This is a genomic window from Pseudomonas sp. Leaf15 (assembly GCF_001421425.1).
GTDB classification, from domain to species: Bacteria; Pseudomonadota; Gammaproteobacteria; order Pseudomonadales; family Pseudomonadaceae; genus Aquipseudomonas; species Aquipseudomonas salomonii.
This window is the reverse complement of sequence record NZ_LMKI01000022.1, coordinates 24,800-48,252: the sequence shown is the minus strand read 5'-3', so window position 1 is coordinate 48,252 and position 23,453 is coordinate 24,800. Positions and strand designations below refer to the sequence as shown.

General features: G+C 56.2%; 26 protein-coding genes and 1 pseudogene. 11 read left to right on the top strand and 16 right to left on the bottom strand.

Annotated features, from left to right (window positions below; genetic code table 11):
- Positions 1-118: 118 nt before the first annotated feature.
- Entirely contained in the window at positions 119-460 is a 342-nt protein-coding gene (locus ASE80_RS16340) for a hypothetical protein (RefSeq protein ID WP_056859833.1), read from the bottom strand.
- Positions 461-493: 33 nt separating this feature from the next.
- Positions 494-1,138 (bottom strand): hypothetical protein, encoded by a 645-nt coding sequence (locus ASE80_RS16335; RefSeq protein ID WP_056859832.1) that lies wholly within the window; start codon positions 1,136-1,138, stop codon positions 494-496.
- Positions 1,139-1,281: 143 nt separating this feature from the next.
- Between ASE80_RS16335 and ASE80_RS16330 the strand changes: the two genes are divergently transcribed.
- On the top strand, positions 1,282-1,527 hold the full coding sequence (locus tag ASE80_RS16330) for a hypothetical protein (protein ID WP_056859831.1): 246 nt from the start codon (positions 1,282-1,284) through the stop codon (positions 1,525-1,527).
- 3 nt (positions 1,528-1,530) lie between these two features.
- Here ASE80_RS16330 and yfcF read toward each other — a convergent pair whose 3' ends face one another.
- Positions 1,531-2,163 carry a glutathione transferase gene (gene yfcF, locus ASE80_RS16325; RefSeq protein WP_056859830.1) on the bottom strand — a complete coding sequence of 211 codons (633 nt, stop codon included), beginning with the start codon at positions 2,161-2,163 and terminating at the stop codon, positions 1,531-1,533.
- A gap of 185 nt (positions 2,164-2,348) precedes the next feature.
- On the opposite strand from yfcF, the gene ASE80_RS16320 reads away from it, so the two are divergent.
- On the top strand, positions 2,349-3,797 hold the full coding sequence (locus tag ASE80_RS16320) for a hypothetical protein (RefSeq protein ID WP_056859829.1): 1,449 nt from the start codon (positions 2,349-2,351) through the stop codon (positions 3,795-3,797).
- Between the two features lie 144 nt (positions 3,798-3,941).
- Here the strand turns inward: ASE80_RS16320 and ASE80_RS16315 are convergent, their stop codons facing one another.
- The gene (locus tag ASE80_RS16315) at positions 3,942-4,493 is read right to left on the bottom strand and encodes a DUF924 family protein (protein ID WP_371920521.1); all 552 of its coding nucleotides are present in this window, start codon (positions 4,491-4,493) and stop codon (positions 3,942-3,944) included.
- Positions 4,494-4,671: 178 nt separating this feature from the next.
- Positions 4,672-5,277 carry a LysE family translocator gene (locus ASE80_RS16310; protein WP_056859827.1) on the bottom strand — a complete coding sequence of 202 codons (606 nt, stop codon included), beginning with the start codon at positions 5,275-5,277 and terminating at the stop codon, positions 4,672-4,674.
- Between the two features lie 131 nt (positions 5,278-5,408).
- On the opposite strand from ASE80_RS16310, the gene ASE80_RS16305 reads away from it, so the two are divergent.
- The 5 genes from ASE80_RS16305 to ASE80_RS16285 all read left to right on the top strand — a co-directional run bounded on the left by ASE80_RS16305 (position 5,409) and on the right by ASE80_RS16285 (position 10,583).
- On the top strand, positions 5,409-7,052 hold the full coding sequence (locus tag ASE80_RS16305) for a sensor domain-containing diguanylate cyclase (RefSeq protein WP_056859826.1): 1,644 nt from the start codon (positions 5,409-5,411) through the stop codon (positions 7,050-7,052).
- Positions 7,052-7,501 (top strand): GNAT family N-acetyltransferase, encoded by a 450-nt coding sequence (locus tag ASE80_RS16300; protein ID WP_056859825.1) that lies wholly within the window; start codon positions 7,052-7,054, stop codon positions 7,499-7,501. The genes ASE80_RS16305 and ASE80_RS16300 overlap by 1 nt, the downstream gene beginning before the upstream one ends.
- A 172-nt stretch (positions 7,502-7,673) precedes the next feature.
- Positions 7,674-8,771: a carboxynorspermidine decarboxylase gene (locus ASE80_RS16295; RefSeq protein WP_056859824.1), complete on the top strand. Its 1,098-nt coding sequence runs from the start codon at positions 7,674-7,676 to the stop codon at positions 8,769-8,771.
- A 28-nt stretch (positions 8,772-8,799) separates the two neighbouring features.
- Entirely contained in the window at positions 8,800-10,044 is a 1,245-nt protein-coding gene (locus ASE80_RS16290) for a saccharopine dehydrogenase family protein (RefSeq protein ID WP_056859823.1), read from the top strand.
- Between the two features lie 323 nt (positions 10,045-10,367).
- Positions 10,368-10,583, top strand: a complete 216-nt coding sequence (locus tag ASE80_RS16285) for a hypothetical protein (protein WP_056859822.1) — start codon at positions 10,368-10,370, stop codon at positions 10,581-10,583.
- Between the two features lie 148 nt (positions 10,584-10,731).
- Here ASE80_RS16285 and ASE80_RS16280 read toward each other — a convergent pair whose 3' ends face one another.
- The 7 genes from ASE80_RS16280 to ASE80_RS16250 all read right to left on the bottom strand — a co-directional run bounded on the left by ASE80_RS16280 (position 10,732) and on the right by ASE80_RS16250 (position 16,985).
- Positions 10,732-11,118 carry a hypothetical protein gene (locus ASE80_RS16280; protein ID WP_156376415.1) on the bottom strand — a complete coding sequence of 129 codons (387 nt, stop codon included), beginning with the start codon at positions 11,116-11,118 and terminating at the stop codon, positions 10,732-10,734.
- Between the two features lie 7 nt (positions 11,119-11,125).
- Entirely contained in the window at positions 11,126-11,422 is a 297-nt protein-coding gene (locus ASE80_RS16275; RefSeq protein WP_056859820.1) for a hypothetical protein, read from the bottom strand.
- A gap of 827 nt (positions 11,423-12,249) precedes the next feature.
- Positions 12,250-13,230 carry an IS5 family transposase gene (locus ASE80_RS16265; protein WP_056859818.1) on the bottom strand — a complete coding sequence of 327 codons (981 nt, stop codon included), beginning with the start codon at positions 13,228-13,230 and terminating at the stop codon, positions 12,250-12,252.
- A gap of 125 nt (positions 13,231-13,355) precedes the next feature.
- Positions 13,356-13,874: a hypothetical protein gene (locus tag ASE80_RS30780; protein ID WP_133257351.1), complete on the bottom strand. Its 519-nt coding sequence runs from the start codon at positions 13,872-13,874 to the stop codon at positions 13,356-13,358.
- 482 nt (positions 13,875-14,356) lie between these two features.
- Positions 14,357-14,872, bottom strand: a complete 516-nt coding sequence (locus tag ASE80_RS16260) for a DUF4823 domain-containing protein (RefSeq protein WP_056859817.1) — start codon at positions 14,870-14,872, stop codon at positions 14,357-14,359.
- A 228-nt stretch (positions 14,873-15,100) separates the two neighbouring features.
- A complete protein-coding gene (locus tag ASE80_RS16255) occupies positions 15,101-16,303 on the bottom strand; it encodes a phospholipase D family protein (protein ID WP_236708839.1) in 1,203 nt (400 codons plus the stop codon).
- Between the two features lie 172 nt (positions 16,304-16,475).
- Positions 16,476-16,985 carry a ProQ/FinO family protein gene (locus ASE80_RS16250; RefSeq protein WP_056859815.1) on the bottom strand — a complete coding sequence of 170 codons (510 nt, stop codon included), beginning with the start codon at positions 16,983-16,985 and terminating at the stop codon, positions 16,476-16,478.
- 77 nt (positions 16,986-17,062) lie between these two features.
- Between ASE80_RS16250 and ASE80_RS31880 the strand changes: the two genes are divergently transcribed.
- Entirely contained in the window at positions 17,063-17,449 is a 387-nt protein-coding gene (locus ASE80_RS31880) for a DUF7693 family protein (RefSeq protein WP_442962911.1), read from the top strand.
- Between the two features lie 305 nt (positions 17,450-17,754).
- Here the strand turns inward: ASE80_RS31880 and ASE80_RS16240 are convergent, their stop codons facing one another.
- Both ASE80_RS16240 and ASE80_RS16235 read right to left on the bottom strand, forming a co-directional pair.
- A complete protein-coding gene (locus tag ASE80_RS16240) occupies positions 17,755-18,003 on the bottom strand; it encodes a CsbD family protein (protein ID WP_056859814.1) in 249 nt (82 codons plus the stop codon).
- A 100-nt stretch (positions 18,004-18,103) separates the two neighbouring features.
- A complete protein-coding gene (locus tag ASE80_RS16235) occupies positions 18,104-18,283 on the bottom strand; it encodes a CsbD family protein (RefSeq protein WP_003191424.1) in 180 nt (59 codons plus the stop codon).
- Positions 18,284-18,502: 219 nt separating this feature from the next.
- Here ASE80_RS16235 and ASE80_RS16230 point away from each other — a divergent pair, with 219 nt between their 5' ends.
- The 3 genes from ASE80_RS16230 to ASE80_RS16220 all read left to right on the top strand — a co-directional run bounded on the left by ASE80_RS16230 (position 18,503) and on the right by ASE80_RS16220 (position 21,782).
- Complete coding sequence (locus ASE80_RS16230; RefSeq protein WP_056859836.1) at positions 18,503-19,816, top strand: sensor histidine kinase; 1,314 nt, start codon at positions 18,503-18,505, stop codon at positions 19,814-19,816.
- Between the two features lie 213 nt (positions 19,817-20,029).
- Entirely contained in the window at positions 20,030-20,758 is a 729-nt protein-coding gene (locus tag ASE80_RS16225) for a helix-turn-helix domain-containing protein (protein WP_056859813.1), read from the top strand.
- A gap of 79 nt (positions 20,759-20,837) precedes the next feature.
- Positions 20,838-21,782 (top strand): DMT family transporter, encoded by a 945-nt coding sequence (locus ASE80_RS16220; RefSeq protein WP_056859812.1) that lies wholly within the window; start codon positions 20,838-20,840, stop codon positions 21,780-21,782.
- A 62-nt stretch (positions 21,783-21,844) separates the two neighbouring features.
- Here ASE80_RS16220 and ASE80_RS16215 read toward each other — a convergent pair.
- Positions 21,845-22,312: pseudogene (locus ASE80_RS16215) on the bottom strand (IS66 family transposase); the annotation flags it as partial.
- 155 nt (positions 22,313-22,467) lie between these two features.
- Positions 22,468-23,406 (bottom strand): LysR family transcriptional regulator, encoded by a 939-nt coding sequence (locus ASE80_RS16210; RefSeq protein ID WP_027620513.1) that lies wholly within the window; start codon positions 23,404-23,406, stop codon positions 22,468-22,470.
- Positions 23,407-23,453: the final 47 nt, after the last annotated feature.

The window sequence follows — 23,453 nt, the reverse complement described above, 5'->3', positions numbered from 1 at the left end:
TGCATGCGGATACTACTGATCAGACTAAATGCCATGCTGCGAGACGGTACAGAATGGCGCTGACGGACGGTAGGTTAAGACAGTTGCTCCCACATTTAAATCTGTACGCCTACCAGGATTATTTGCAATCCTGCGCCGCCAACTCCAGCCGCGAAGGCTTGATCGCCGACGCCAGCGGCTTGCGCTCATACAGGAACACCTTGGTGCCGTCCTGGGATTTGTAGGCTTCCAGCACATCATCGGCGGCAATCTTGCTGGTCAACACTACTTTGGCGTGACGCGAGTTCTGGGTCACGGTCGAGGTGATGCCGTGCTTTTCAAGCTTGGGCAATACGCACTGCACATAGCCCTCGGGCGTCTTGCTGGTTTGCAGGGTCAAGCTCGGAGCATTGGGAGCGGTGATACAACCGGTCAGCAACAAAGGTGCAGCAGCCAGGGCCGGAATGAAAAAAGCGCGCATATAAAATCCTGAGTATAAAAAGAAAAGTTCACATCAACTGGCGCGTACCAACGCCTTGAGCGACACGTCGAACTGCTTCAACGCATCAAGCTGTACATCACGCTGCTGTTCAATCTGTGCGGCAATTTCCGGCGCCGCCTTGTCATGCACCCACACCGACGGCACTTGCTTGTGCACCGAGCCTTCGGCCTTGGCGATGTATTGCAGGTTAGCGTCATAGAAGCGTGCAACAAAGCGCGCCTCAACCTGATCGTTACGCTGGGTCAACAGTTGGTTGTGGGTATCGAGCACCACCACCACATCCGGGTGCGCCTGCACCAGTTCATCCAGGCTGCTATAGACAGTGACTGTAAGAAAAGTGCCCTGCAGCGAACTCATCAACCAATCAATCGCCAGTTCCGGGTCGGAGCTGTTGACGAACGCTTCGCGGATGCGCCCGTCGAGGGCATCCCTGGCGCCGTTCATGGCCATGGCGTGGTAGCGTTCAAGGTAGCTGAGGTTGTCGCGGGTGTTTTCGCTGTACAGCACCCCCACCGATTGCGCGTGCCGCAGCGAGTCTACGCTACCGACGAGGGGCAGCAAATGGCCGGTACGCAGATCATCGGCAATCGCCGGGTTGGCCAGCACCGTGGTGCCGAGCATCAGTATCATCAGGCCCAGCTGAATAATCGTCCTCATCGCGCATTTCCTTGAGCAGCGTGTCGATGGGGCGATTCTCCGCTTTTGGCGCAAAAACAGAACGTGTGATCCTTGATGGTGACTATCATTTGAACCGATAGTGTCAGGCAGCCTATTCTCATAAAACCTATAAGGACCACGCCATGAAGCCCCACCAGAAAACCTTCGACCGCATCCGCGAAGCCGTATTGCCGGAGTTTCGCGAGCGGGTCGCCGATTACCTGGTCGATTATGAAAACGTGCTGCAGGACCCAACCGCAGATGCCGACCTGCGTTGCGCCAGCGCCCAGCAACTACGCGGCTACCTGCGCGGCTTGAACACCATGCGCGTGCTGGGCATGGCCGATTGGGAAGACCTGGACCGGCGTGTGGCCCAGGAATGGCTGTAACCCCTAGAGCGCCGGGCGTTGCAGGTTGACCCAGGCCTGCACCGAGGGCCGCTGCCATTGGCGCTGTGCATAGGCCACCAGCTCGGACGGCACCTTGTCACCGTTGAGGATCAGGCGGTTGAGCATCACAGCCAGGTCGACATCGGCAATCGACCACGCGCCGAACAGGTATTCCGAGTCGCCTGCCAATAACGCCTGTGCCGCGCTGATCAACTTGCGCGCGGCCGCCTCACCTGCAAGCGACAGCGGCGGCCTCTTCTGTCCGTAAAACACCACCAGCGTCGAGCGTTCCTGACGAATCGCCTGCAAGTCGCTGCGCAGCCACGCCTGGACCTGGCGCGCCCTCGCCCGCTGTTTTGGGTCCGTCGGGTACACCGTGGTCTCGGGGTAAGCCTCATCCAGGTATTCGCTGATCGCCGAGGACTCCGACAATGCAAAGTCGCCTTGCACCAACGTGGGCACGCGCTGGGTCAGCGACAGTTGGGCAAATTCCGCCGCGCGGTTTTGCGCCGTGTCCAGGTCAAGGGTGACGGTTTCGAAGGCCAGGCCCTTTTCCAGCAAGGTGACGAACACCGACAGGGCGTAGGGGCTGGTGAATTGAGCATCGACATAAAGGCGCAACGACGGTGCAGGCATAAGGTTCTCCTTGGGTGAAGGCCCACGCTACGAGATCGGCAACCAGAAAGACAATGCGCAGTTTTTATGGAGGCATTCCTGGCAGGAATAGCAGCATTAGTGGCAAGATCATAGCTCTTTGCCACGCCGCGAAGCCGGTCCGGCCTTCGCACCACTCACCCATAGCTTTCAAGGAAGATAAGCTTATGAAACAAGCAGTTGTCGTTATCCATGGCATCGGCGAACAACGCCCGATGGACACCTTGCGCGGCTTCGTCGAAGCGATGATCCCGGCGGACACGCCCGATGGCACGCCGTTCTATTGGAGCAAACCCGACCGGCTTTCGCGCAATTTTGACCTGCGCGTTTTGAAGTCCTCCGGCCGCACCAGCACGGATTTCTACGAGTATTACTGGGCCCACAAGATGCAGGGCACCAAGGTTGGCCACCTGCTGGGCTGGTTGTGGGATATTTTCAAGCGCCCGCGCCGTGACATTCCCGAGGCCATCGTGCCGATCTGGCGTACCACGCGCTGGACAGTGCTGGTGCTCCTGCTGCTGATTGCCAGCGGCACCCTCGCCACAGCCTGGGGCCGGTTCGATCACAGCGACAATCCCTTCGCGCTGGTGCCACTGCTGCTCGGCGCCATCGGCCTGGGGCTGCGTTATTCCGCGCTGTCCTACCTGGGTGATGCGGCCCGCTACCTGAGCCCCAACCCGCAGAACGTGGTGGTGCGCGAACAGATCCGCGCCGATGGCGTCGCGTTACTGCGCGCCCTGCACAACAAGGGCGACTACGACCGCATCATCGTCGTCGGTCACAGTTTGGGCAGTGTGATTGCCTACGACATCGTCGGCTACCTGTGGCATGAACATCACGATCAACTGACCAAGGTGATCCCCAGCAACCGCGAGTTGGCCAACCGGTATGCCGAGCACCAACCGCTGCAGCCGGTGATCAACGAAACGCTGCCCAACGCCGGCGCCGCCCTCGACGGTAGCCTGGGCAGTGTCCTGAGATTTCGTGAACAACAGGCCCAAGCGTTTATCGAACAACGCGGCCTGGGCAACCCCTGGCGCATCACGGATTTGGTCACGGTGGGTAGCCCCATGGCCCACGCCAGCCTGTTGCTGGGCCGCAGCGTGAGTGACTTTAAAAAACGCATCGAGCGCCGCGAAGCGCCGGCCTGCCCGCCTACCGAAGACACCAAAGGCTATGGCTATAACGCCCGCCAGCCGGTGATGCTCGGGCAAAAACCGTTTACCCCGCAGTACCTGCACCATGCTGCGGCGTTTGCCGTGACGCGCTGGACCAACCTCTACTTCCCCGCGCCCTACGGCTTGTTTGGCGATATCGTCGGCGGCCCGGTCATGCCGGTGATGGGTGCCGGCGTGCTGGATTTACCCGTCACCGTGGGCACCTGGAAAGGCTGGCTCGCCCACTCCTGGCTCAGCCACACCCGCTACTGGAGCGAGCGCGGCGGCGCCCAGGGCTACCTCGGCACGCTCACCCAGGATGAACACGCGATCACCCATGGCCCGCGCCCCTCGGCCACCGAAGCACTGCGCTGGGCGGTCGACCTCAAGGGGCTGCGGCGCTTTCGTCCAGTGGGTACCAAGGAAACCCTGGCGCCCGCCAGCGCCCAAGAAGCATGATCGTCCCCACGCTCTGCGTGGAAATGCCGCCCCGGACGCTCCGCGTCCCAAGTTGGCGCATGCCTTAAGCCTTGCGCAAGGCGACGCAGAGCGTCGCTGGATGCATGCCCACGCAGAGCGTGGGAACGATCACGCGATCGCCGCTTAGCTGGCGAAGCCGCCGGCCTTGAGAAACTCGTGCTCGAGTTCGGTGGTTGCCCTGGCCAACACCGCGTTGCGATGGGGAAACCGCCCAAACCGTTCAATGATATCGGCGTGTTCCTTGGCCCAATGGTAGGTGCTGGCGTCCAAAGGCTGGTTCAACGCCAGCGAACGCTGCTGGTCCGCCGGCTCTTCGGAATGTTCAAACGGCAGATAACAGAAGGCGCGCAGTTGGGGCTCGATCTGTTGGTCCAACCCGGCGTCCACCATCCGGTAGGCGTATAAACGCGCCAGCGGGTCGGTGGCGAACATATGCGCGGTGCCGCGAAACGCATTGCGCGGGTATTGATCCAGCAAGATCAGCAAGGCCAGCGCGCCCTGCGCCGACTCCAGCCAGCTTTCCAGCTCACGTCGAGCGGCTTGCATATGCGTGGCGTGAAAGGTCTCGCGAAAGGCCGCGTCAAACGCCTCATCCTTGGCGAACCAGCGCTTTGGCCCGGCCTGCTTCCAGAACGCGATCACCTCCTCGGCGGTTTGTTCGTTCATGCTCGTCATGGTTCTCTCCCACTCTTTAACGCAAAAAAAGCCCGGTAGATTTCATCATCGACGTCGGCGATATCCATTAAGTTTCCCACAAGCGCCGCGCAAGCTTGTGCGCGTTCGCACCTATGGGGTATTGATCGCCCTTGACGTCGAAGCCTGACACTGCGCGCCACCGAGGCTGACCCACGGCTTAAGGTGTAAAGACGTGCAGGTAGAACGCGTGGAACATGAAATACGCACACCCGGCCAGCGCCAGCCCCATGCAGCGGTTAAACCAGGTAAACGCCGCCGCCCCGTTGATCCGCCGCCCCAGCAGCGCGCCCAGCAAGGCGTACAGCCACGGCGCGCCGACTGCCCCCAGCCCCAGCAAGGCCGATACGCCAAAGATCGAGGCGCCGGTAATATGCGCCGCCGGCAACATCACGCTGGTGATCGGCAACACCGCGACGATGCCCTTGGGGTTGAGCAACTGAATCACCAGGCCATTCCAGAAGGTCAGGGTCTTGGCCGGCGAGCTTGAAGAATCATCCACCTCGGTACGCGCGGTGAACACCTGGTACGCGAGGTACAGCGTGTACACGCCGCCAATCAACGAGATATACGGCAGCGCCGCCTGGGAGATGATCGCTTCGCCGGTGTAGCCGAACAGCACGAACATCAACAGCATCGCGCACCCCACGCCGATGTAGAAGCCGGTGGAGCGACGGAACTTGCCCGTAAGCCCGGCATTGAGGCCCATCAAATTGACGGGACCGGGGCTGTACATGACGCTGAACGCGTAGAGGAAAATGTCCATGGGGAACCTGCAGTAGAAGAAGTCAGGCGAGTCTACTGAGGGGGTTGGTGCGCATTCTTGAACGTTTGTGGTTGTTCATCATCTCTGTGCAACGACTATCATGTTTAAAATACCCACTCAAATGAGTACCCATGATCAACGCCAGCCTGCGCACTCACCTGACCTTATGGTTTGCCGGTTTGTCACTGCTCACGCTGCTGAGCGTCGGGATCTACGTGGGCCATATCGCCACCGAACAAATGAAACAGGCCAGTGGCAATGCCCTGCTGAGCACGGCGCGCTCCACCGCGGCCTTGCTCGCCGTGCAACTGCGTGAACGCCAGCTGGAAGTGTCTTTGTTGAGCAAGGCGCCCCTGATGCGCAAGGGCAACCTGGATGCGCCAGACCTCCTCGCCCTGATGGAGTTGCGCACCCAGTCACGCGCCGAATATGCCTGGATGGGTATCGCCGACGCCGAGGGGCATATTCGCCAGGCGGTCAATGGGTTGCTGGTCAACCAGTCGGTCAGCCAGCGGCCCTGGTTCCAGGCCGGTCTGCGCGACGAATACACCGGTGACCCTCACGAAGCGGTGTTGCTGGCCAAGCTGTTGCCCAGTTCGGCCAGCGGCGAGCCATTGCGTTTTATCGACTTTGCCGCACCTATCCGCAATGCCCAGGGAGAGACCATCGGCGTGCTGGGCGCGCATGCGCATTGGCGTTGGGTCACGCAAATTGTCGACTCGGCAGTGATGCAAAAAGACGCTATCCCTGATATCGAAGCCCTGATCGTCGACTTCGACGGCAAGGTGCTCTACCCCGAGAGCCTTTCCGGCGAGCAAATGCCGCAAGGCAAACTGATCACCCATTCCGGTTGGTGGGCCGGCAACGGCTACGTCACGGCCTCGGTCGCCGTGCCGAGCCCGTCCAATGCGAAAATGACCTGGTACATCATGGTCCGTCAGCCGCTGGACGTGGCCCTGCAACCGGCGCGCACGCTGCTGTATAAATTGCTGATACTCGGCGTGCTGGCAGCGGTAGCGTTCGTCTTGGCGGCCTACTACCTCGCCTCCTCCCTCAGCCGCCCGATCGAACGCCTGGCCAAATCCGCCAGGCTCGTGCAGGAGCAGCAACCTGGCGCCGCGTTTGCACAGGAACACTCAGTGCTGGAGATCGCGCAACTGGGCCGCTCCCTCACTGGCATGACCCAATCGCTGCTGGCCAAGGAGCGCCAACTGCAAGAGGCAAACGCCACCCTGGAAGCCACCGTCGCCCAACGCACGGCCGACCTCACCCAGGCCAACGCCGACCTGCTCAACCTGGCGACCCACGATGCAATGACCGGCGTCTACAATCGCCGCCGCTTCGACGAAAAACTCGCCGAAAACAGCCTGCTGTTCCAACGCAGCGGCCGCACCTTCGCCCTGCTGCTGATCGACGCCGACTACTTCAAGCGCGTCAACGATACCTACGGCCACGCGGTCGGTGACGAGGTACTGTGCCAACTGGCAGCCCTGATCGAGAGCAACACACGTGCCACCGACTTTGTCGCACGTTATGGCGGAGAAGAGTTCGCGGTGTTGCTGCCGGAAGTCGAAGAGCCGGACAGCCCTGAGGTGGTCGCCGAGAAAATCCGCGCGGCGGTGGCGGCCGCGAAGTTTGCGACGGTTGGGCATGTGACGGTGAGTATTGGCGTGAGCATCGCGGAGCCGACAGACAGGGATTCTTCAGCGCTGCTCAAGCGTGCGGATATGCAGCTGTATCAGGCCAAGGGCGCGGGTCGCAATCGGGTGGCGTGATGGTTCTCAGCCAAGACTTTTCGATAAAACGCCTGGAAGATCTGCCCGAGCAGATCCACACGCTGCACGCGCAGGCCGTCGCCGAAGGGTTCAGGTTCCTCACGCGGCTTGTCACCGAATGGGAAAACCGCACCACCCGGTTTGATCAACCCGGCGAGTGCCTTTTGGGCGTGTTTCGCCACGACCAGTTGGTCGCAATCGGTGGCGTTTCACGCGATCCGTATGCCACTCCCGACAACGGCCGAATCCGCCGCGTCTACGTCGCGCCATCGATGCGTGGGCAACATATCGGAAAAGCGCTGGTGCAACAGTTGCTGGCATTCGCCGCCATGCGCTTTCAAACGGTGCGCCTGACGACAGATACAGCCCAGGGCGCAGCGTTTTATCTACAGTGCGGGTTTCACTCGGTGACTGATGACACCGCCACTCACGCCAAGTCCGTGCAGTGATTTGGCCCACCTGCAGCTACCGCGGACCGGCGTTGTAGCCATAAACAGTCATACTCAGGCGCTACCCTTGGAAATCTGGCGCGCAAAATCCGCCCGCTAACCTTCCGATCTGATCCAAGTGCGGGCACAATGCGTGTCCTTTTTTGGCAGGCACCGCCGCAGGCTCTCAAAAATGATCAAAACGCCGTACTACCTCATCGATAAACAGAAGCTTCTGGTCAACATGCAGAAGATTGCTTACGTGCGCGAGCAGTCCGGCGCCAAGGCGCTGCTGGCGCTCAAGTGCTTCGCCACCTGGTCGGTGTTTGACCTGATGCAGGAATACATGGACGGCACCACCTCGTCGTCGCTGTATGAATTGAAGCTCGGTCGCCAGAAGTTCGAAGGTGAAGCGCACGCCTACAGCGTGGCGTGGGCTGACGACGAAATCGAAGAGATGCTGGAGAACTGCGACAAGATCATCTTCAACTCCATCAGCCAATTGCAACGTTTTGCCGAACGCAGCGAAGGCAAGACCCGCGGCCTGCGCGTCAACCCGCAGGTCAGCAGCTCCGACTATTTGCTCGCCGACCCGGCGCGCCCATTCAGCCGCCTGGGCGAATGGGACCCGGTGAAGATCGAAGGCGTGATCGAGCAGATCTCCGGCTTCATGTTCCACAACAATTGCGAGAACGGTGACTTCAACCTGTTCGACCAGATGCTCAACACCATCGAAGAACGCTTCGGTGCGCTGCTGCACAAGGTCAACTGGGTGAGCCTCGGCGGCGGCATCCACTTTACCGGTGAAGGCTATGCCATCGACGCCTTCTGCCAGCGCCTCAAGGCGTTCTCGCAGAAGTACGACGTGCAGGTGTACCTGGAACCCGGCGAAGCGGCGATCACCAACAGCGCTTCCCTGGAAGTCACCGTGCTCGACACCCTCTACAACGGCAAGAACCTTGCTGTAGTGGACAGCTCCATCGAAGCCCACCTGCTGGACCTGCTGATCTACCGCCTCAACGCCAAGCTGGCGCCGAGCGCGGGTGAACACACCTATATGGTGTGCGGCAAATCCTGCCTGGCCGGGGACATCTTCGGCGAGTATCAATTTGATCGTCCGCTGGCCATCGGCGATCGGCTGTCGTTCATCGACACCGCAGGCTACACCATGGTCAAGAAAAACTGGTTCAACGGCCTGAAAATGCCGTCCATCGTAGTGAAACAACTCGACGGTACAGTCGAGGTGGTTCGTGAATTTGGTTACGACGACTACCTGTCCAGCCTTTCGTAAGCTGGCGGATAAAGGAGAGATAAAGCAATTGAAAAAGAACGTTCTTATCATTGGTGCAGGAGGTGTCGCCAAGGTGGTGGCCCACAAGTGCGCGCAGCACAACGACGAACTAGGTCGTATTGCTATCGCGTCGCGCAACATCTCCAAATGCCAGGCCATCATCGACAGCGTCAAGGCCAAGGGTAGCCTCAAGGTGCCTGCGGATATTAAAGCCTTTGCGCTGAACGCCATGGACGTGGAAGCGACCAAGGCCCTGATCCGCGAGACAGAGTCGCAGATCGTCATCAACGTAGGTTCCTCGTTCCTCAACATGTCGGTACTGCGTGCCTGCATCGACACGGGCGTTGCGTACCTGGACACCGCCATTCACGAAGAGCCGGGCAAGGTCTGCGAGACCCCGCCGTGGTACGGCAACTATGAATGGAACCACCTGGAAGAGTGCAAACAGAAGAACATCACCGCCATCCTTGGCGTGGGCTTCGACCCGGGTGTCGTCAACGCGTATGCCGCGCTGGCGCAGCAACAGCATTTCGACCGCATTGATTCGATCGACATTCTCGACGTCAATGCCGGCAGCCATGGCAAATACTTTGCCACCAACTTCGACCCGGAAATCAACTTCCGCGAGTTCACCGGGCAGGTGTGGAGCTGGCAGAACAGCCAGTGGACCAGCAACACCATGTTCGAAGTCAAACGCACCGACGACCTGCCGGTCGTTGGTTCGCAGAACCTCTACCTTACCGGCCACGATGAAGTGCACTCGCTGTCGAAAAACCTCGACGTGCCCAACGTGCGTTTCTGGATGAGCTTCGGCGAACACTACATCAACGTGTTCACCGTATTGAAAAACCTCGGCCTGCTCTCCGAAAAGCCGGTCACCACCGCCGAAGGCCTGGAAGTCGTGCCGCTTAAACTGGTCAAGGCCGTGCTGCCCGACCCGTCTTCGCTTGCCCCGGGCTACACCGGCAAAACCTGCATCGGTGACTTGGTCAAAGGCACCAAAGGCGGCCAGCCACGTGAGATGTTCATCTACAACGTGGCCTGCCATGAAGAAGCCTTTGCCGAGACCGACAGCCAAGGCATCTCCTACACCGCAGGCGTACCACCGGTGGCCGCTGCGCTGCTGGTGGCGCGTGGCGAGTGGGACGTGAAACACATGGCCAACGTCGAGGAACTGCCGGCTGAGCCGTTCCTGAAGGCGCTGGACGTGATGGGCTTGCCGACTCGGATTAAAGACGAGCACGGTGATCGGGCTTGGGATGCGATTGCCTGATCAGGTGATAGCTGACCGAACAAAAAAATGCGCCCTCAGGGGCGCATTTTTTGTTTGGAGAAAACACAAATCTCCACCCCAATGAAGATCAACCTGTGGGAGCTTGCCTGCGATAGCGGTCTTCCAGTACCGGATGGGTTGGCTGACACACTGCTATCGCAGGCAAGCCAGCTCCCACATTGAATCTCCGGTGAATGCCAAAACAGTTCAAAAAACTGTCAGTTCTCACAGGTTACGCCTCCCACAAACTGCGCTAGCTTGGCCAGTCGAGAGCGCAATCATCGATTGGCTCACCCATTCATCATGAGCGAAAGGACTCGTCCATGAACCGGCCAGAACCCGCAAATCGCAACACTTCGCCGATCAAGCCACGGGCACGAAACCGTTTAGGCATCACCGCCCACCTGCCCCGCTGGGTGTTCGCGGTGCTCATCGCACTTTGCACCCTTGGCGCACTGCAAGACCGCGCCCGCCGCGTACGCCCGGTGTACGCCGTGCTGCTGTGTGTCGGCGTGCTCATGCTGTTATGGGCGGGTTGAATACGCTGGATTGCGCCTGGTTCATAGCTCGCAGGTATGACCCTCGCCATCAACGAGCGATTAAGATCAACCTGTGGGAGCTGGCTTGCCTGCGATAGCGATCTTCCAGTACCGCATGGGTTGACTGACACACTGCTATCGCAGGCAATTAGGCTCCCTTAGCCAAGGCATCTCCCAGCTCCATCCAATACTGCTTAAGCGCGCCAACGTATTCACGTATGTGTGCGGGATTGACAAAGATGTCCTCACCAAGCAACGGCGTGTAGACACGTCCAGAGATAGGCCATCCGTTGGCCCGCCCGCCTATTTCGAACAGATGAGGAGCTATCTGCAATAATTCTTTGCTGCTTTTGCCTTCTCCATGCTTGATCGAGTTCGCCAGGTGCCGGAGTTCCTCAAGCTTCGGCCAACAGGCAAATTTCGTGATGTCCACATTGACGAGCCCGAGGCGTTTGCGTACTTCCTCGTGCGTATAGAGCTTACTGTTGTCTTTCTCTCGCCACCCCAGCAGCTCTTGGCGCAGAAACAGCATCACCTGCTGTTCATACAGGTGGTATAGGAAGAGCGCGCAACAATTCAAGCTCCATGCCCTTGAGCCCCATGTAGTGTGACACGGACGCATCTCTGACGGCCTCAGCTATGTCACCTTCATCCTGGTAGTCGCCGTAGTACGGCTGGCTCATAGCCTCCTTCCACAGATCGTTCTCAAGCTTTTCGCTTTCTGCCTCGATTGAGAGAAACGTTGGCTGAAGCCTCAGAAGGAACACGTCTTCGACCCTTTGGATCGCTGGGATGAAGTCGTCGCGAAAGCGCTGAAACCAGAGGTGGGAGTTGTGCATAGGCGCCATTTATCCTTCAAAAACCTATGGGTAGGTTGTGGGCATCATTTGGGATCTTCAAAATGACCCGCCCCAGCAAAATCGCCACCGTGATAACGAGCAGCAGGATGATTCATATCCATTGGTGGGAATTTAGCCTCGACCTTTTCCCGATAATCGTCGGCACTGTCCTTAGGAGTGCCGCCAAGGGACGAAGCGGTGCGATTATCCCAAAAAGATTCTCGCCTGTGCACCCAAACCCATAGGGCTCGCTCAGTAGGTTGGCATTACTGAATTTTCCACCCTCAAGCTCCGTGCTATGCAGCGTGAAGGTTTGCGCGTAGCTCGCGCTGGACGCATCCGAAAATGCGGATGCCAGGACTAGCCCAAGAAGTTTATTTTTCATGACGAGATCCTAGAAGATTTTTGGCATCTTGATCGTACGGTGGCGAGAGATCACGACCGTCTACGGTTCAATCAATCTTCATGCTCAAATGCTTATTATGCTTCGCTAAAGGACGTGACGGCGCCCAAACGCCCGCCTCTGCCGCCCTGCCGCACGCCCTGATTAGTACCCCTGTCCTCAGCGCCCTGATAGTCAACCTATTCGAGCGCTGTGTTCCCAGCGGGCCTTACTGTTGGCCACAAGCAGGTGACGGTAATCAGATCTACCACAACCCCATCACAACCTAGATTCCGCTAGGGATAGTCTGAAGTAGGCCGCTATTTTTCGACTGCTGAGCCATAGGCGCTTTCAAAAAACGGCAGCCGTTCAAAACCGATCACGTCTGCCGCCTATTCCATCCATTTTTTCCGCTGAACGCTCCTCGCAGCAGCTATTTCCCTCATTACGGACGCACCTCTCCTGCGCTGGAGAGCAAATATCGACGCGCCATCCAAAGATTCGACAGAGCGAACAGCGTCACCATCTGAGCAGTGTTTTTCACCAAGCCTCGGAAACGCACTTTCGTATAACCAAACTGACGCTTGATCACTCGAAATGGATGCTCAACCTTGGCGCGAACCTGGGCCTTGGCTTTCTCGATCTTGCGCATCGCTTTGTACAGCGCGCTGCGTTTACCGTGTTTTTTGTAGGTACTGCGCCGGGCTGCGATCTGCCAGATGACGTGGCGTCCCGCATGCTCTTCGCGCTTCTCGACACCGGTATAGCCTGCATCGGCGCAGACCACGTTCTCAGCACCGTGTAGCAGTTTGTCGACTTGGGTTATGTCCGCGACGTTGGCCGCAGTGATCACCACGCTGTGCACCAGCCCTGACTCATCGTCGACACCAATGTGAGCTTTGGCACCGAAGTAATACTGGTTACCTTTCTTGGTTTGATGCATCTCAGGGTCGCGTTTGCCGTCCTTGTTCTTGGTCGAACTGGGCGCATGAATCAGCGTGGCATCGACGATGGTGCCTTGTCGCAGCGACAAGCCGCGGTCGCCCAGATAGCCATTGATCACGCCGAGAATACCAGCGGCCAACTCGTGCTTTTCCAGCAGGCGACGGAAGTTGAGGATGGTAGTTTCATCTGGGATCCGCTCCAGGCTCAGACCTGAAAACTGGCGCAAGATCGTCGTCTCGTACAGCGCTTCTTCCATCGCAGGATCGCTGTAACCGAACCAGTTCTGCATGAGATGAACCCGCAGCATCGCCATCAAAGGATAGGCCGGACGCCCCCCTTCGCCCGTCGGGTAATGAGGTTCGATCAGGGCAATCAAACCCTTCCAGGGTACGACCCGATCCATCTCGATCAGGAACAATTCCTTGCGGGTCTGCTTGCGCTTACCGGCGTACTCGGCATCGGCGAAGGTCATTTGCTTCATTGAAAAGCTCGGCGATTGGTGTCCGGAGATTTTGCCAAATCAGGAAGTCTTTTTCAGGATTTCCCTAGACAACCGAATTTAACACTGAATAACTCCCAACAAATCTACAGAGCAATGTGTACAGCTTACCTGATTAAGAAAAAAACTGGCTTGTATCTAGGCCCATATATAAATGCATTTCCATTAATCTCTCTACATTTCCGCACAGCGTCGCCCAAGCTGTCTAACGAAAACATTTGCGACGTTGATACCCGCCTCAATATTTCCCGCCCATCTAATAACGCACCTGATACGTCCTCACAATCAATTTTATTTAAATACTCACTCAGAGAGTCGTGCGATATATCTATCCAAGCTATTTCTGGATCGCAAGACAAATCCCATATTGTCCTTACCATGGGACAGCCAGCTATCGTAGGCATGCCTCTTGCCTTCATAAAACTTTCAAAACTATAAAGCTCTGGACTTATCGTCACATAAATTCCGGACAAGGAGTCTTTCTTTATTTTTGGGCGACGAGGGAAAAGCGCCAGAACTCGAAAGAAAGCATTCTGATTTTCATAGGACTTCTTACCAAACTCCCTCATCATTGCTGGAAAAACTGGCGTCACATCTTGGTAGGACTGTTTCAGGATGGCTAGCATTTAAGGAACCAAGCAATATTCCACACTATGCTCGCTCATTAAACTCGTCGCCGCGATCTTTCTTATGTGGGTCATATCAACCTCCAAACAAAAATGAAAATGACGTACATGAATTTCCCACCAAAAGCCCGAAAGTGGTTGTTTGATTATCAAAAATCCCTATATATATACTGGACTCAGTCAGCCACACTGGAGTCCTCTTTGGAGTTATTCCGCATAGGAAATTCTAATGGGATCGGTATCAAGGTCTGGTGCAGCACACTTAAGCCACTTGTTAATACCAAGCAGTTAATAACCCTACGCATGCGGAGATGTCGCCATACACAAGTGGAGCACCCAGGCCTTGGCCGAAGATGGGACGATGGAACCAGTGTTACAGCGTAGGCACGGTTCATGACAGTTGTGCGCGAAAGCGTCCCACTAGATAGGTGGTGACAGCGCCCTGCACGAGAGCGCTCCGACCTTTTCCGCCGCCTGCAGCGTCAGAACAGTGAGGATACGAATTCTGCTACCGGATCAGGTAGCAAATCTTGGGGGTGATCACCACCGAGGGTTGCCAACCCGCTGCTGCCCTTGATGATCCCTGAGCTAATGACATCGCCGGTTCGTACGTTGACCACGTCCACTTTGACTTCAACCTTGTCTGGGATCATTGACCACTCGGTGGCTCGGTCTTCCCAATGCAGAATCGTCGGAAAGATCAGGATGTCCTGATCAGTACGCTGAGCTTGGGAGACGGCATCCTCGAAGTTTTCCATCACGCCACCGATTCGTACCAATCGTGATTTGGCACTCGTGGCGTTGTAGATGATCTTCGCAGTATTTTTCCCAGAACCGTTGTAGACGTGTGTCCCATACTCACCATCTTGCGGCGTCGAGATCAGGATGCGGTCGCTAGCCGCGATGCGCGCAGACCCATTCTGTTGCGGCGTCCAGTTGTGTGAATCGGCACAGCCGGCGAGAACCAGCATAAAACCTAGAAGAGCAAAGAAGCGCATCAATAATACATCCCTGTAAAAAGGCTAACGTGTCGGAACCGTGACATTACGTCATCTGCAATTCGGCCTACCACCAACCGCAATCCGGATGGCCTTGGCTCATCCCGGATAGCGCCTTGAATTTACGTCTCCCAACGTCCGTCTTTCGAGCAGCCCACCCCAAATCCAGTGGCACCACATGCCGCAACCCGCAAGGCGGTGTTCGATCAGCAGCAACCGTTTACCTCATCAAGACCAATAAACATAGTTAAACAGTGCGTCCAACTCTGAAAGGTTCTCTAGACCCAACTGGCTTTGAACATCTCTCGCGTCTCGGCAGAATCGGGCGTAAAGCTCCGGGGTTACGTTGGTTTTCAATGGTCGGATGGGATATTGGTCGTATCCGGCAACCAGTAAGCCATTCACCGCGTTCTGGTTCATAACCGCGTAGCGCTTATTATCCAAGGCATGCAGGATCTCCGTCAGAACGTTAATGCCCGCCCGGTCGATGTCCACGAAGTGGCGATGCAAAAGTTCGAATGCTTCCCCAGGAGTGGCCCGACCGAGCTGTAACGCCTCTGCAAGAGCCCTTATAAATCGCACCGACTTCACCGATACAATGGTTTTCCCACGATGCAACCCACCGGAATGGAAATGTACAATCAAGCCTTCGTAGGCCTCCAAGAACGCTTCAGAGGTAACCTTGCCGAGCGCAGCGATCTCTCTGATGCCTCGCCTAGCCGATAGCCGATCTTTCGCTCGATAGCTTTGCTGCGCTGTGAATCCGAACCTCGTTTTATCGGCCTTCATGTCTGCGAGTCGGTCGATCAGGACATCCAAGGAAAGCAGCTCTCCCCTACCGACTTTGTCCGCACGGCGATTCGCCATCCTGCGCCATGCTTCATGGACAGCGTAGAGTTTTGCGTATTTGTCTATGCGGGGCTTCGTAGCGCGAATTAGCGAGCCATCCTCGATTAGGCTCCCGAAATACCGTTCGACCGAAGACATCAATGCCCCGTCAAGATCGTTGACTACGACTGATGCTTCGTAGTTGTTCGAAAAACCTCCAGCAGTCATGTTCGCTGAACCAACGATCACTTTATGGCCACTTAGCTCACGTACCGCATAGATTTTTGGGTGAAAAGTGTCTTCGGTATTGCTCAGATACAGTTCCAGCTTTGTCGGAGATAGTTTTTCCAACGCGAGCAATTCATAAAGGATCGCAGGATCGGTAACGAAGAGGCTCAAGCCAATCGCGACGCGAGCCGTCATGCCGCGATCAATAGCCTGCTTGAGAGGCTCCAGAATTGTCTCCCCGACCGACGATTTGGCAAATGCGACCATGCATTCCAAATGCTGAGCATCAGCAAGCAGCCCGATGATCTCGTCTCCATGACCAGTGTCATAGCCGTTAAGTAAAAGCTTTAATCCTTCTGCCATTTCATCACCCACTATCCACGCCACTGACTCGTTTTCATCAAAAATGGGGGGGGTAGATTCACGACAGCCCCCCGCGAGAACGGCCCACCAAAGCGTTGACCAAGCCCTACTTCCTCAGTCGCTTACGTCTCAGAGAGCCCGTACTGAGGATCACCAAGTATCCCCCAACGCACCTAGACTGGATTCAGTTAGTATCCTGCTCCACCGCAGCAACGGCAGTGGGAGCCTGGCCCTCCTCTTTCAGCTTCGCACGATGTCTTCGGTCTTGACCACGCTGCCGCGAAGCCTGCTGCTTCGCATGCGTAGCCTGTGTAGCAGTTACCACGCCGGCTGGTTGACCACCCAAGTCCAAACGCAGCGCGTTCTCGACCATGCTTGCCCAATACCGAGCTCCCCGGCACCAAGTAGAAATACCCAGCTTCAGCTCTTCACGGGTCAACCCGAGTAGCTCCAGATGCTGCTCAGCATCCTTGAGAATGCCTTCCCTGAGTGGAGCCTTTGGGGCCGGATTGACAGGGAACGCCAATGGAAAATGCTTCTGCAGCGGCCAGATAGCTTCCACAGCTGGATCCTTGATACGAGGCTTAGCCTGCGAGGAGGACTTACGCTTAGGCTGTTTTGCGATATCGGCCTTTTGCGGCTCTTTTTCAGCCCGCAGGCGGTCACGGAGCTCAGCTAATTGTTCAAAACCCATCGTTCTATTCACTACTCGAAGGTTGATTGCGAGATGCAAGAATATTCCATGCAGCGCGTGTGAGTATCTGAGATGGTATGTACGCTGAGCAAATATTGAGAGAGGTCAGAGTGGCAGCTCATTCATCCCAGGTAGGTAGCGTTAGCGAAAACACTGCGGCTGAGCTCTCAGCGAGAGAGGTATGCCAAGTATTGCGGGAGGTCACCTTCGAGCGACGGATGATGACCAAGGAAAGCCAGGCATCTTGGGATGAGATTTATGCGGGCTATTTCGTGGTGAGCGTCGAGGGTTGGCGGATATCGATCTACAACGACTGTGACACGCTCGACTACTGCGAAGAGTGCATCAGCTCTGATGGGCGACGCTGGTCGTTTGACTCTGGAGATCGCTTTGGTACTGACCCAATAGCGTTGCTCAGCACTTGGCAACATCAGACGCTTGAGCGTCTCCTGAAAGCGCTCTAGGGAGCCAAGTTCGAACGGGCCTCTACGAGGACGGCTGTCGTAAACCAAGCCTCGATGTTGCCGAGTCTTGGCCCTGTGGGCTTCCATCCTCCCGCCTGCGCGCTCCGCTTGCTACTGACCCCAAGTCACCCTTCCAAGAGATTTGTGGCCCAATAGCTTCGACGTAATTTGGACGTGCTGCTTGGATGGAAGTGAGTTGTGCATACCTGCCCTCGTACCCCCGCAGCCCGCTGATGGACAGTTCTAGGGGACGGAGGCGATAAAAGTTAAATGGAGCACCCCTGTCGAAACGTCCTTTTCCTTACTCAGCGGCGAAATAGACGGTCTAGAACCAGCAGAGCAATTGCACCAATCGCGATTGCAGCAACTGGTTTCTCTTTAACGAACGTGGATACGCTGTCCAGGGCATCGCCATAGGTTTGAGTCAGCTGACCGGCAGCTTGGCGTCCCGCACCTTCGGCTTCCAGCTTCGAATCACAAAGCAGTTTTCCGACTGCGTTTTGGGCTTTACCGGCAACCTTTTCTACAACGCCTTCTACCTGCTCACTTCTCATGATTGATTAAACCTTCGTATAAGTTGGAAGCTCAGAATGAGTGAACTGCGATGGCTACCATCCGATAGCCATCCCAGCGAAACGGTGTTACCGCCTAGAACTACTTTTTGTCTACGGCGTCTTTGACCTTGCCAGCCACTTGCTGTGCTTCACCTTTCTTTTCTTGGATGGCACCTTCGACCTGTAGCTTCTCATTGCCTGTGACTTTGCCGACACCTTGCTTCACGTTACCGATAGCTTCGTTGGCCAGGCCTTTGATTTTGTCTGAAGTACCACTCATGGCTGTCTCCCGGTTAGGAATAGGTGTCCTATCTGGACAGAAAAATTGACTGACGACTGCGACCGGGAGTTCCACGGTTGACGACTACCACTCGTCGCCGGCCCTTCGAGTGCTATCTGGAAACAGATACATCGCTGTTCGGATGGAGAAACAATTTCTTGCTGTCCAAGCTATCAAAACAGCATGATCGCCCTACTGCCCTCAGCGATGCATAATCAGATGCCCCACATTCCTGCCCCCTTTCCTCCGAACGAGGATGAAAGAGCCCTGTCGCTAGAGCATCTCGGGGTGCTGGACTCAGCTCCGGAAAAAGAATTCGACGATATCGTCGTGCTCGCGAGCACCTTGTGTGAAGTACCGGTCGCGCTGGTTTCTCTGGTGGATAGAGAACGTCAGTGGTTCAAGGCGTGCGTCGGGCTGGACGTGAGGGAGACGCATCGGGATCTGGCGTTTTGCGCGCACGCGATCCTGGCTCCCGCCGATGTGTTGACTGTCGAAGATGCCAGACTCGACCCGCGCTTTGAACACAGCGCGCTGGTGCTTGGCCCGCCCTACATTCGCTTTTACGCGGGAGCTCCTATCATTGACGATACGGGGCACGCTCTGGGTACGGTGTGCGTGATTGATACCAAGCCGCGAACCCTGACAGCACCACAGCGCACTGCATTGTTGGCATTGGCGAGACAGACCGCTTCGTTGTTGCAATTGCGCCTGCTCAGACATCAAATAGAGCGTCGAGCAGAAATGCTTGAACAAGAACTGGCTCAGGCGAATGCACTTAATCAAGTGGCCGAAGAGTCACTGCGTCACGCCAAGCGTATCTCCTCCTTGGGAATGGTCACGGCCAGTATTGCGCACGACTTCAACAATATTCTTCAAGCGCTAAGCGTAAGTTTGCAGATGATCCGCTTGCGCGCCAGACGACCAAAAGCCGTCGAGCAATTTAGTGATACCGGATTGCAGGCGGTCGAACAGGGACGGCAGTTGGTCAATCATCTGCTTTCTTGTGTTCGACTCGACAGCCCAAATTTGGTGTGCGTTGACGTTAATGCTCGACTTGATGCAATGCGCGATGTGTTGTTTCACACCGCGACCGAAAGTGTTGAGCTGACTTTCGACCTGTCAGCCCCCGACACCGCAGTGATGTGTGAAGAAGCCCAGTTGAATGCAGCTGTCTTGAACCTTCTCACAAATGCCAGGGATGCGCTCGGGTCAGCAGGAAGTATCTGCATTTCAACGCGACTGATGCGGGTTGATGATGACGTAACACTGGCTGGAGGCAATTACGTCGTGCTCAGCGTCACTGATACCGGGCCAGGTATACCAGATGACCTGGCGGCTAAAATTTTTGATCCTTTTTTCACCACAAAGGAAAGAGGAAAAGGTACGGGCTTGGGCTTATCGCAAGTCCGTAAGTTCGCAGAGAACGCTGGGGGCACCGTCATGGTGGATAATGCACCCGACAAGGGAACAGTCGTATCTTTGTACTTGAAATCATTGGGTCGAATCGACTCTGCGATTAATCCCACATAATCATCGTGGCTTAAGTAACCTTCTTGACATGATTTGCCTGTATGCCGGCCTGATACGCTGTTGTTCCGTAAGTGTATGGCCAATACAGGTTGTGCGATCAACGGTCTGATCCGTAGATGTTAGAATCAGTGGCAAGTCTGACCTAACGCGGGCGCGCATTGGGCGTTTTGGGACGTCAACCTTGGATAACCAGACGGGCCGGAAGGTGCAGTAATGTTTCTTAGTCTTGAAGTTCGCAGCTATGAGAGGGAAGACCGTCACCACCACCACGAGCATGCTCAATTGGTACTGCCGATTCGTGGGGAAATGGAAATTGACGTAAACGGTCGCGGCGGCTGCATTGATCAGTCATTGGCAGCGCTTGTGACACCTGGCTCGATCCACTCGCAGCAGACTAACCTCGATAGCCGTTTTTTAGTTTTGGACTGTGCGCCGACGATTATGGAAACGCTCCAGATCGAGCGTCTTGCTCAGAAAATATATGTGCCCATTTCCCCCGCTACTCGTCGGCTTATAGAGTTCGCTGAGCTAATCGGCAATGCACAATTGTCCATCGCGGCCTCCCAATTGGGGCCTCTGCTTTTATCGTCTCTAAATCCGGATATCTCCCGTTTTCCAGACCCCATGAAGCAGTTGATCGCTCGTATTCAGGCGAATCCTGGAGCGAACTGGAGCAATGAAAGCATGGCTCAAGTAGCAAAAATGAGCATGAGTCAGATGCACCAACGTTTCCGGCTAATGTTCGAGATGAGTCCGCAAGTTTGGTTGACTGATTTACGCCTGCAAGAAGCTCAACGATGGTTGCGTGGAACCTCATTGACCATATCCGAGATTGCCTTGCGTGCCGGCTTTAGCGACCAGGCATCGCTGACCCGTGCCATGCAGCGCGTGAGGGCTACGACCCCGGCGGTTTATCGTAAAACGCAAAAACAGTCTGGGTAAAAAATCCCGTAGTTACCGACAATACTCCCCGAATCAGTTGCTCCAGACTTTACCCATAACGCTTTGGAGCGCGGATGAAATGCTTGCTGATCGATTACTGCTAAAGGGCATTGTCTACGGAGTTTGCGCGGGCCTGTGTTGGGGAGTGATCTTCCTCGGCCCCCAGCTCACCCCGGGGCTGAGCGGCCTGCAATTCGCCGTGCTGAGATTTCTCTGCTACGGCGCGATTTCGGTGACCTTGCTTATGCCCCGCTGGAGGCGCGTTTGCGCCAATCTCACTATCGCCGACTGGAAGTCACTCTTCTGGCTTAGCCTGATTGGGAACCTCATTTACTACACGCTAGTGGGCACCGGTGTGCAGTTGGTTGGCATTGCCACAACGTCTCTGATCGTCGGACTCATTCCCGTGTTCGTCACGCTGGCAGGTCGTCATGACGTCAACGCAATTTCTTTGCGCAAGCTAACTCCCTCGCTGTTCTGCGCTGTGGGCGGGGTCGTACTCATCAGCTGGCACGCACTGATCAACGGCGACAAGCCAGATATACTGACAAACGTGGCCGGAATTCTATGCGCAGCGGGCGCGTTAGTGACATGGAGTTGGTTCGCAGTGAGCAACGCTCGGCGGCTGGCTCAGGTAACCAGCGTTTCCGCCCATGACTGGGCACTGCTGACAGGGGTCATGACTGGCGCTCAGTCACTGCTTTTGGCGGTACCTGTCCTGGGCTGGCAGGTCGGAACGCATGACAACTCCGAATGGCTACACTTTGTCATGGTAGCCGGTGGCGTAGCGTTTTTATCTTCGGTTGTGGGTAATGCGTGCTGGAATCAGGCGAGCCGACTTCTACCACTGGCACTAAGCGGACAAGTGCTCGTGATTGAGACGTTAGCGGCGCTGGTTTTTGGATTTCTATGGGAGCATCGGCTGCCCGACTCACATGAAATTGCGGCGATTGCACTTCTGGTCACCGGTGTCTTGTGGTGTCTGAATTGTCATCGTACTCCCCGTCACTCTCCGGCTGTTTAACTCGTACAGAGATGCTATAGCGACAGTAATACTGACTACCCCTACCAGTTGTGATTAATTGGTCACCCACTATGCGGTAGCAACTGATCGATCTCACTCGCCCGGTGCGTCGGTAGGCGCGTGAGAACATCCTTCAGATACGCATATGGATCATAATCATTCAGCCGCGCAGACGGGATCAAGGTCATGATTGCCGCCGCCCGTTTGCCGCTGCGCAGTGATCCAGCGAAGAGCCAGTTTTCGCGCCCAAGAGCCCATGGCCTGATTTGGTTTTCGGCCCAATGGTTGTCAATGGGTACTGCCCCGTCATCGATGTAGCGTGATAGCGCTGCCCAGCGTTTCAGGCTGTAATCGAGTGCCCTGCTGATGGCTGAGCCTTCGGGCACCAGATCGCGCTGGGCGCTCATCCAGGCATGGAGCATGTTCATCACCCGTACAGCTTTTTCTTGTCGTATTCGACGCCTTAAATCCGGCTCCAGATCGCGGACTTCGCTTTCGATTTCGTACAGAAACTGGATATAACGCAGGGCTTACTCGGAAGATGGATAGGTCGCAGAGCACACCCGCGAGTATTACCCAGGGGTGACCGTCCCACTTGGCGTCCACAAACTCTCCCTCGTAGGTTTCCCCTGGAATGTTCCCCCTGCATTCGAAAGCATACTGGCCGTTATCAGCAGGTCACGGGTCATGCAGAGTGAATGCCTTCCGCAGAATGCTGCTCCCATGGTGGGCATGGTGACCAAGCCTCCACGAGCTTATCGATGAAGAGTCGAATTTTTGGAGAGAGGTGCCGCTTGCTAGGGTAGATCACCCGGATAGGCTCTGCGGCCTCTGCATACCCAGCGAGCAATTGAACAAGCTTGCCGCTCCTCAAATCGTCGTTCACCACGTAGGAAGGAAGAGTCGCGATGCCCAGGCCAGCTACAGCTGACTGGTGTAATGACTCAGCACTGTCCATCTGTAGCCTTCCACCATGAGTAACGGACACAGAGCTACCATTCACGCGAAAATTCCAAGGAAGCAATCTCCCACCACTCACGAAATGCAGGCACTGGTGCTCGGATAAATCCTCCGGCGTTTTAGGCTCGGCGTGCTCAGCCAAATATTTGGGGGAAGCGCAGGTAATCATTTGTTGGTAGGCCACAGTGCGCGTTAACAACCGAGAATCTTCCTTCGGTGGCCCGATGCGCATGGCCAAATCAAATCCCTCATCGATCAAATCGACCAGCCTGTCAGAAAAGGTGATATCCACGCTAAGGGAGGGCCAATCCTTAAGGCAGCACTCAATGTGCTGAAGGACATGAAGTCTGCCCAGCGCAACCGGCAGACTCATCCGCAGTCGCCCACTGGGTGTCGAACGACGAAACGCAAGGGCATCCTCCACGTCGTCCAGATCCTGAAGAACGCCCACGCAGCGCTCATACAGAACCTGGCCGTCATCCGTCATGCTTAAACTGCGCGTAGTGCGATTCAGTAAACGTACCTGTAAACGAGCCTCGAGCCTGACTATCGACTTCCCCACTGCAGAGCGCGTAAGGCCAAGCTGTTTTGCCGCTGCAGTGAAGCTTCCAGCGTTTACCGAGCTCACAAACGCGGCAATATCATTCAGGTTATGGAGTTCCATACGGCCTCGATGGTCTCAACGTTCGGGCGGCTTAGCACCTGTTATGG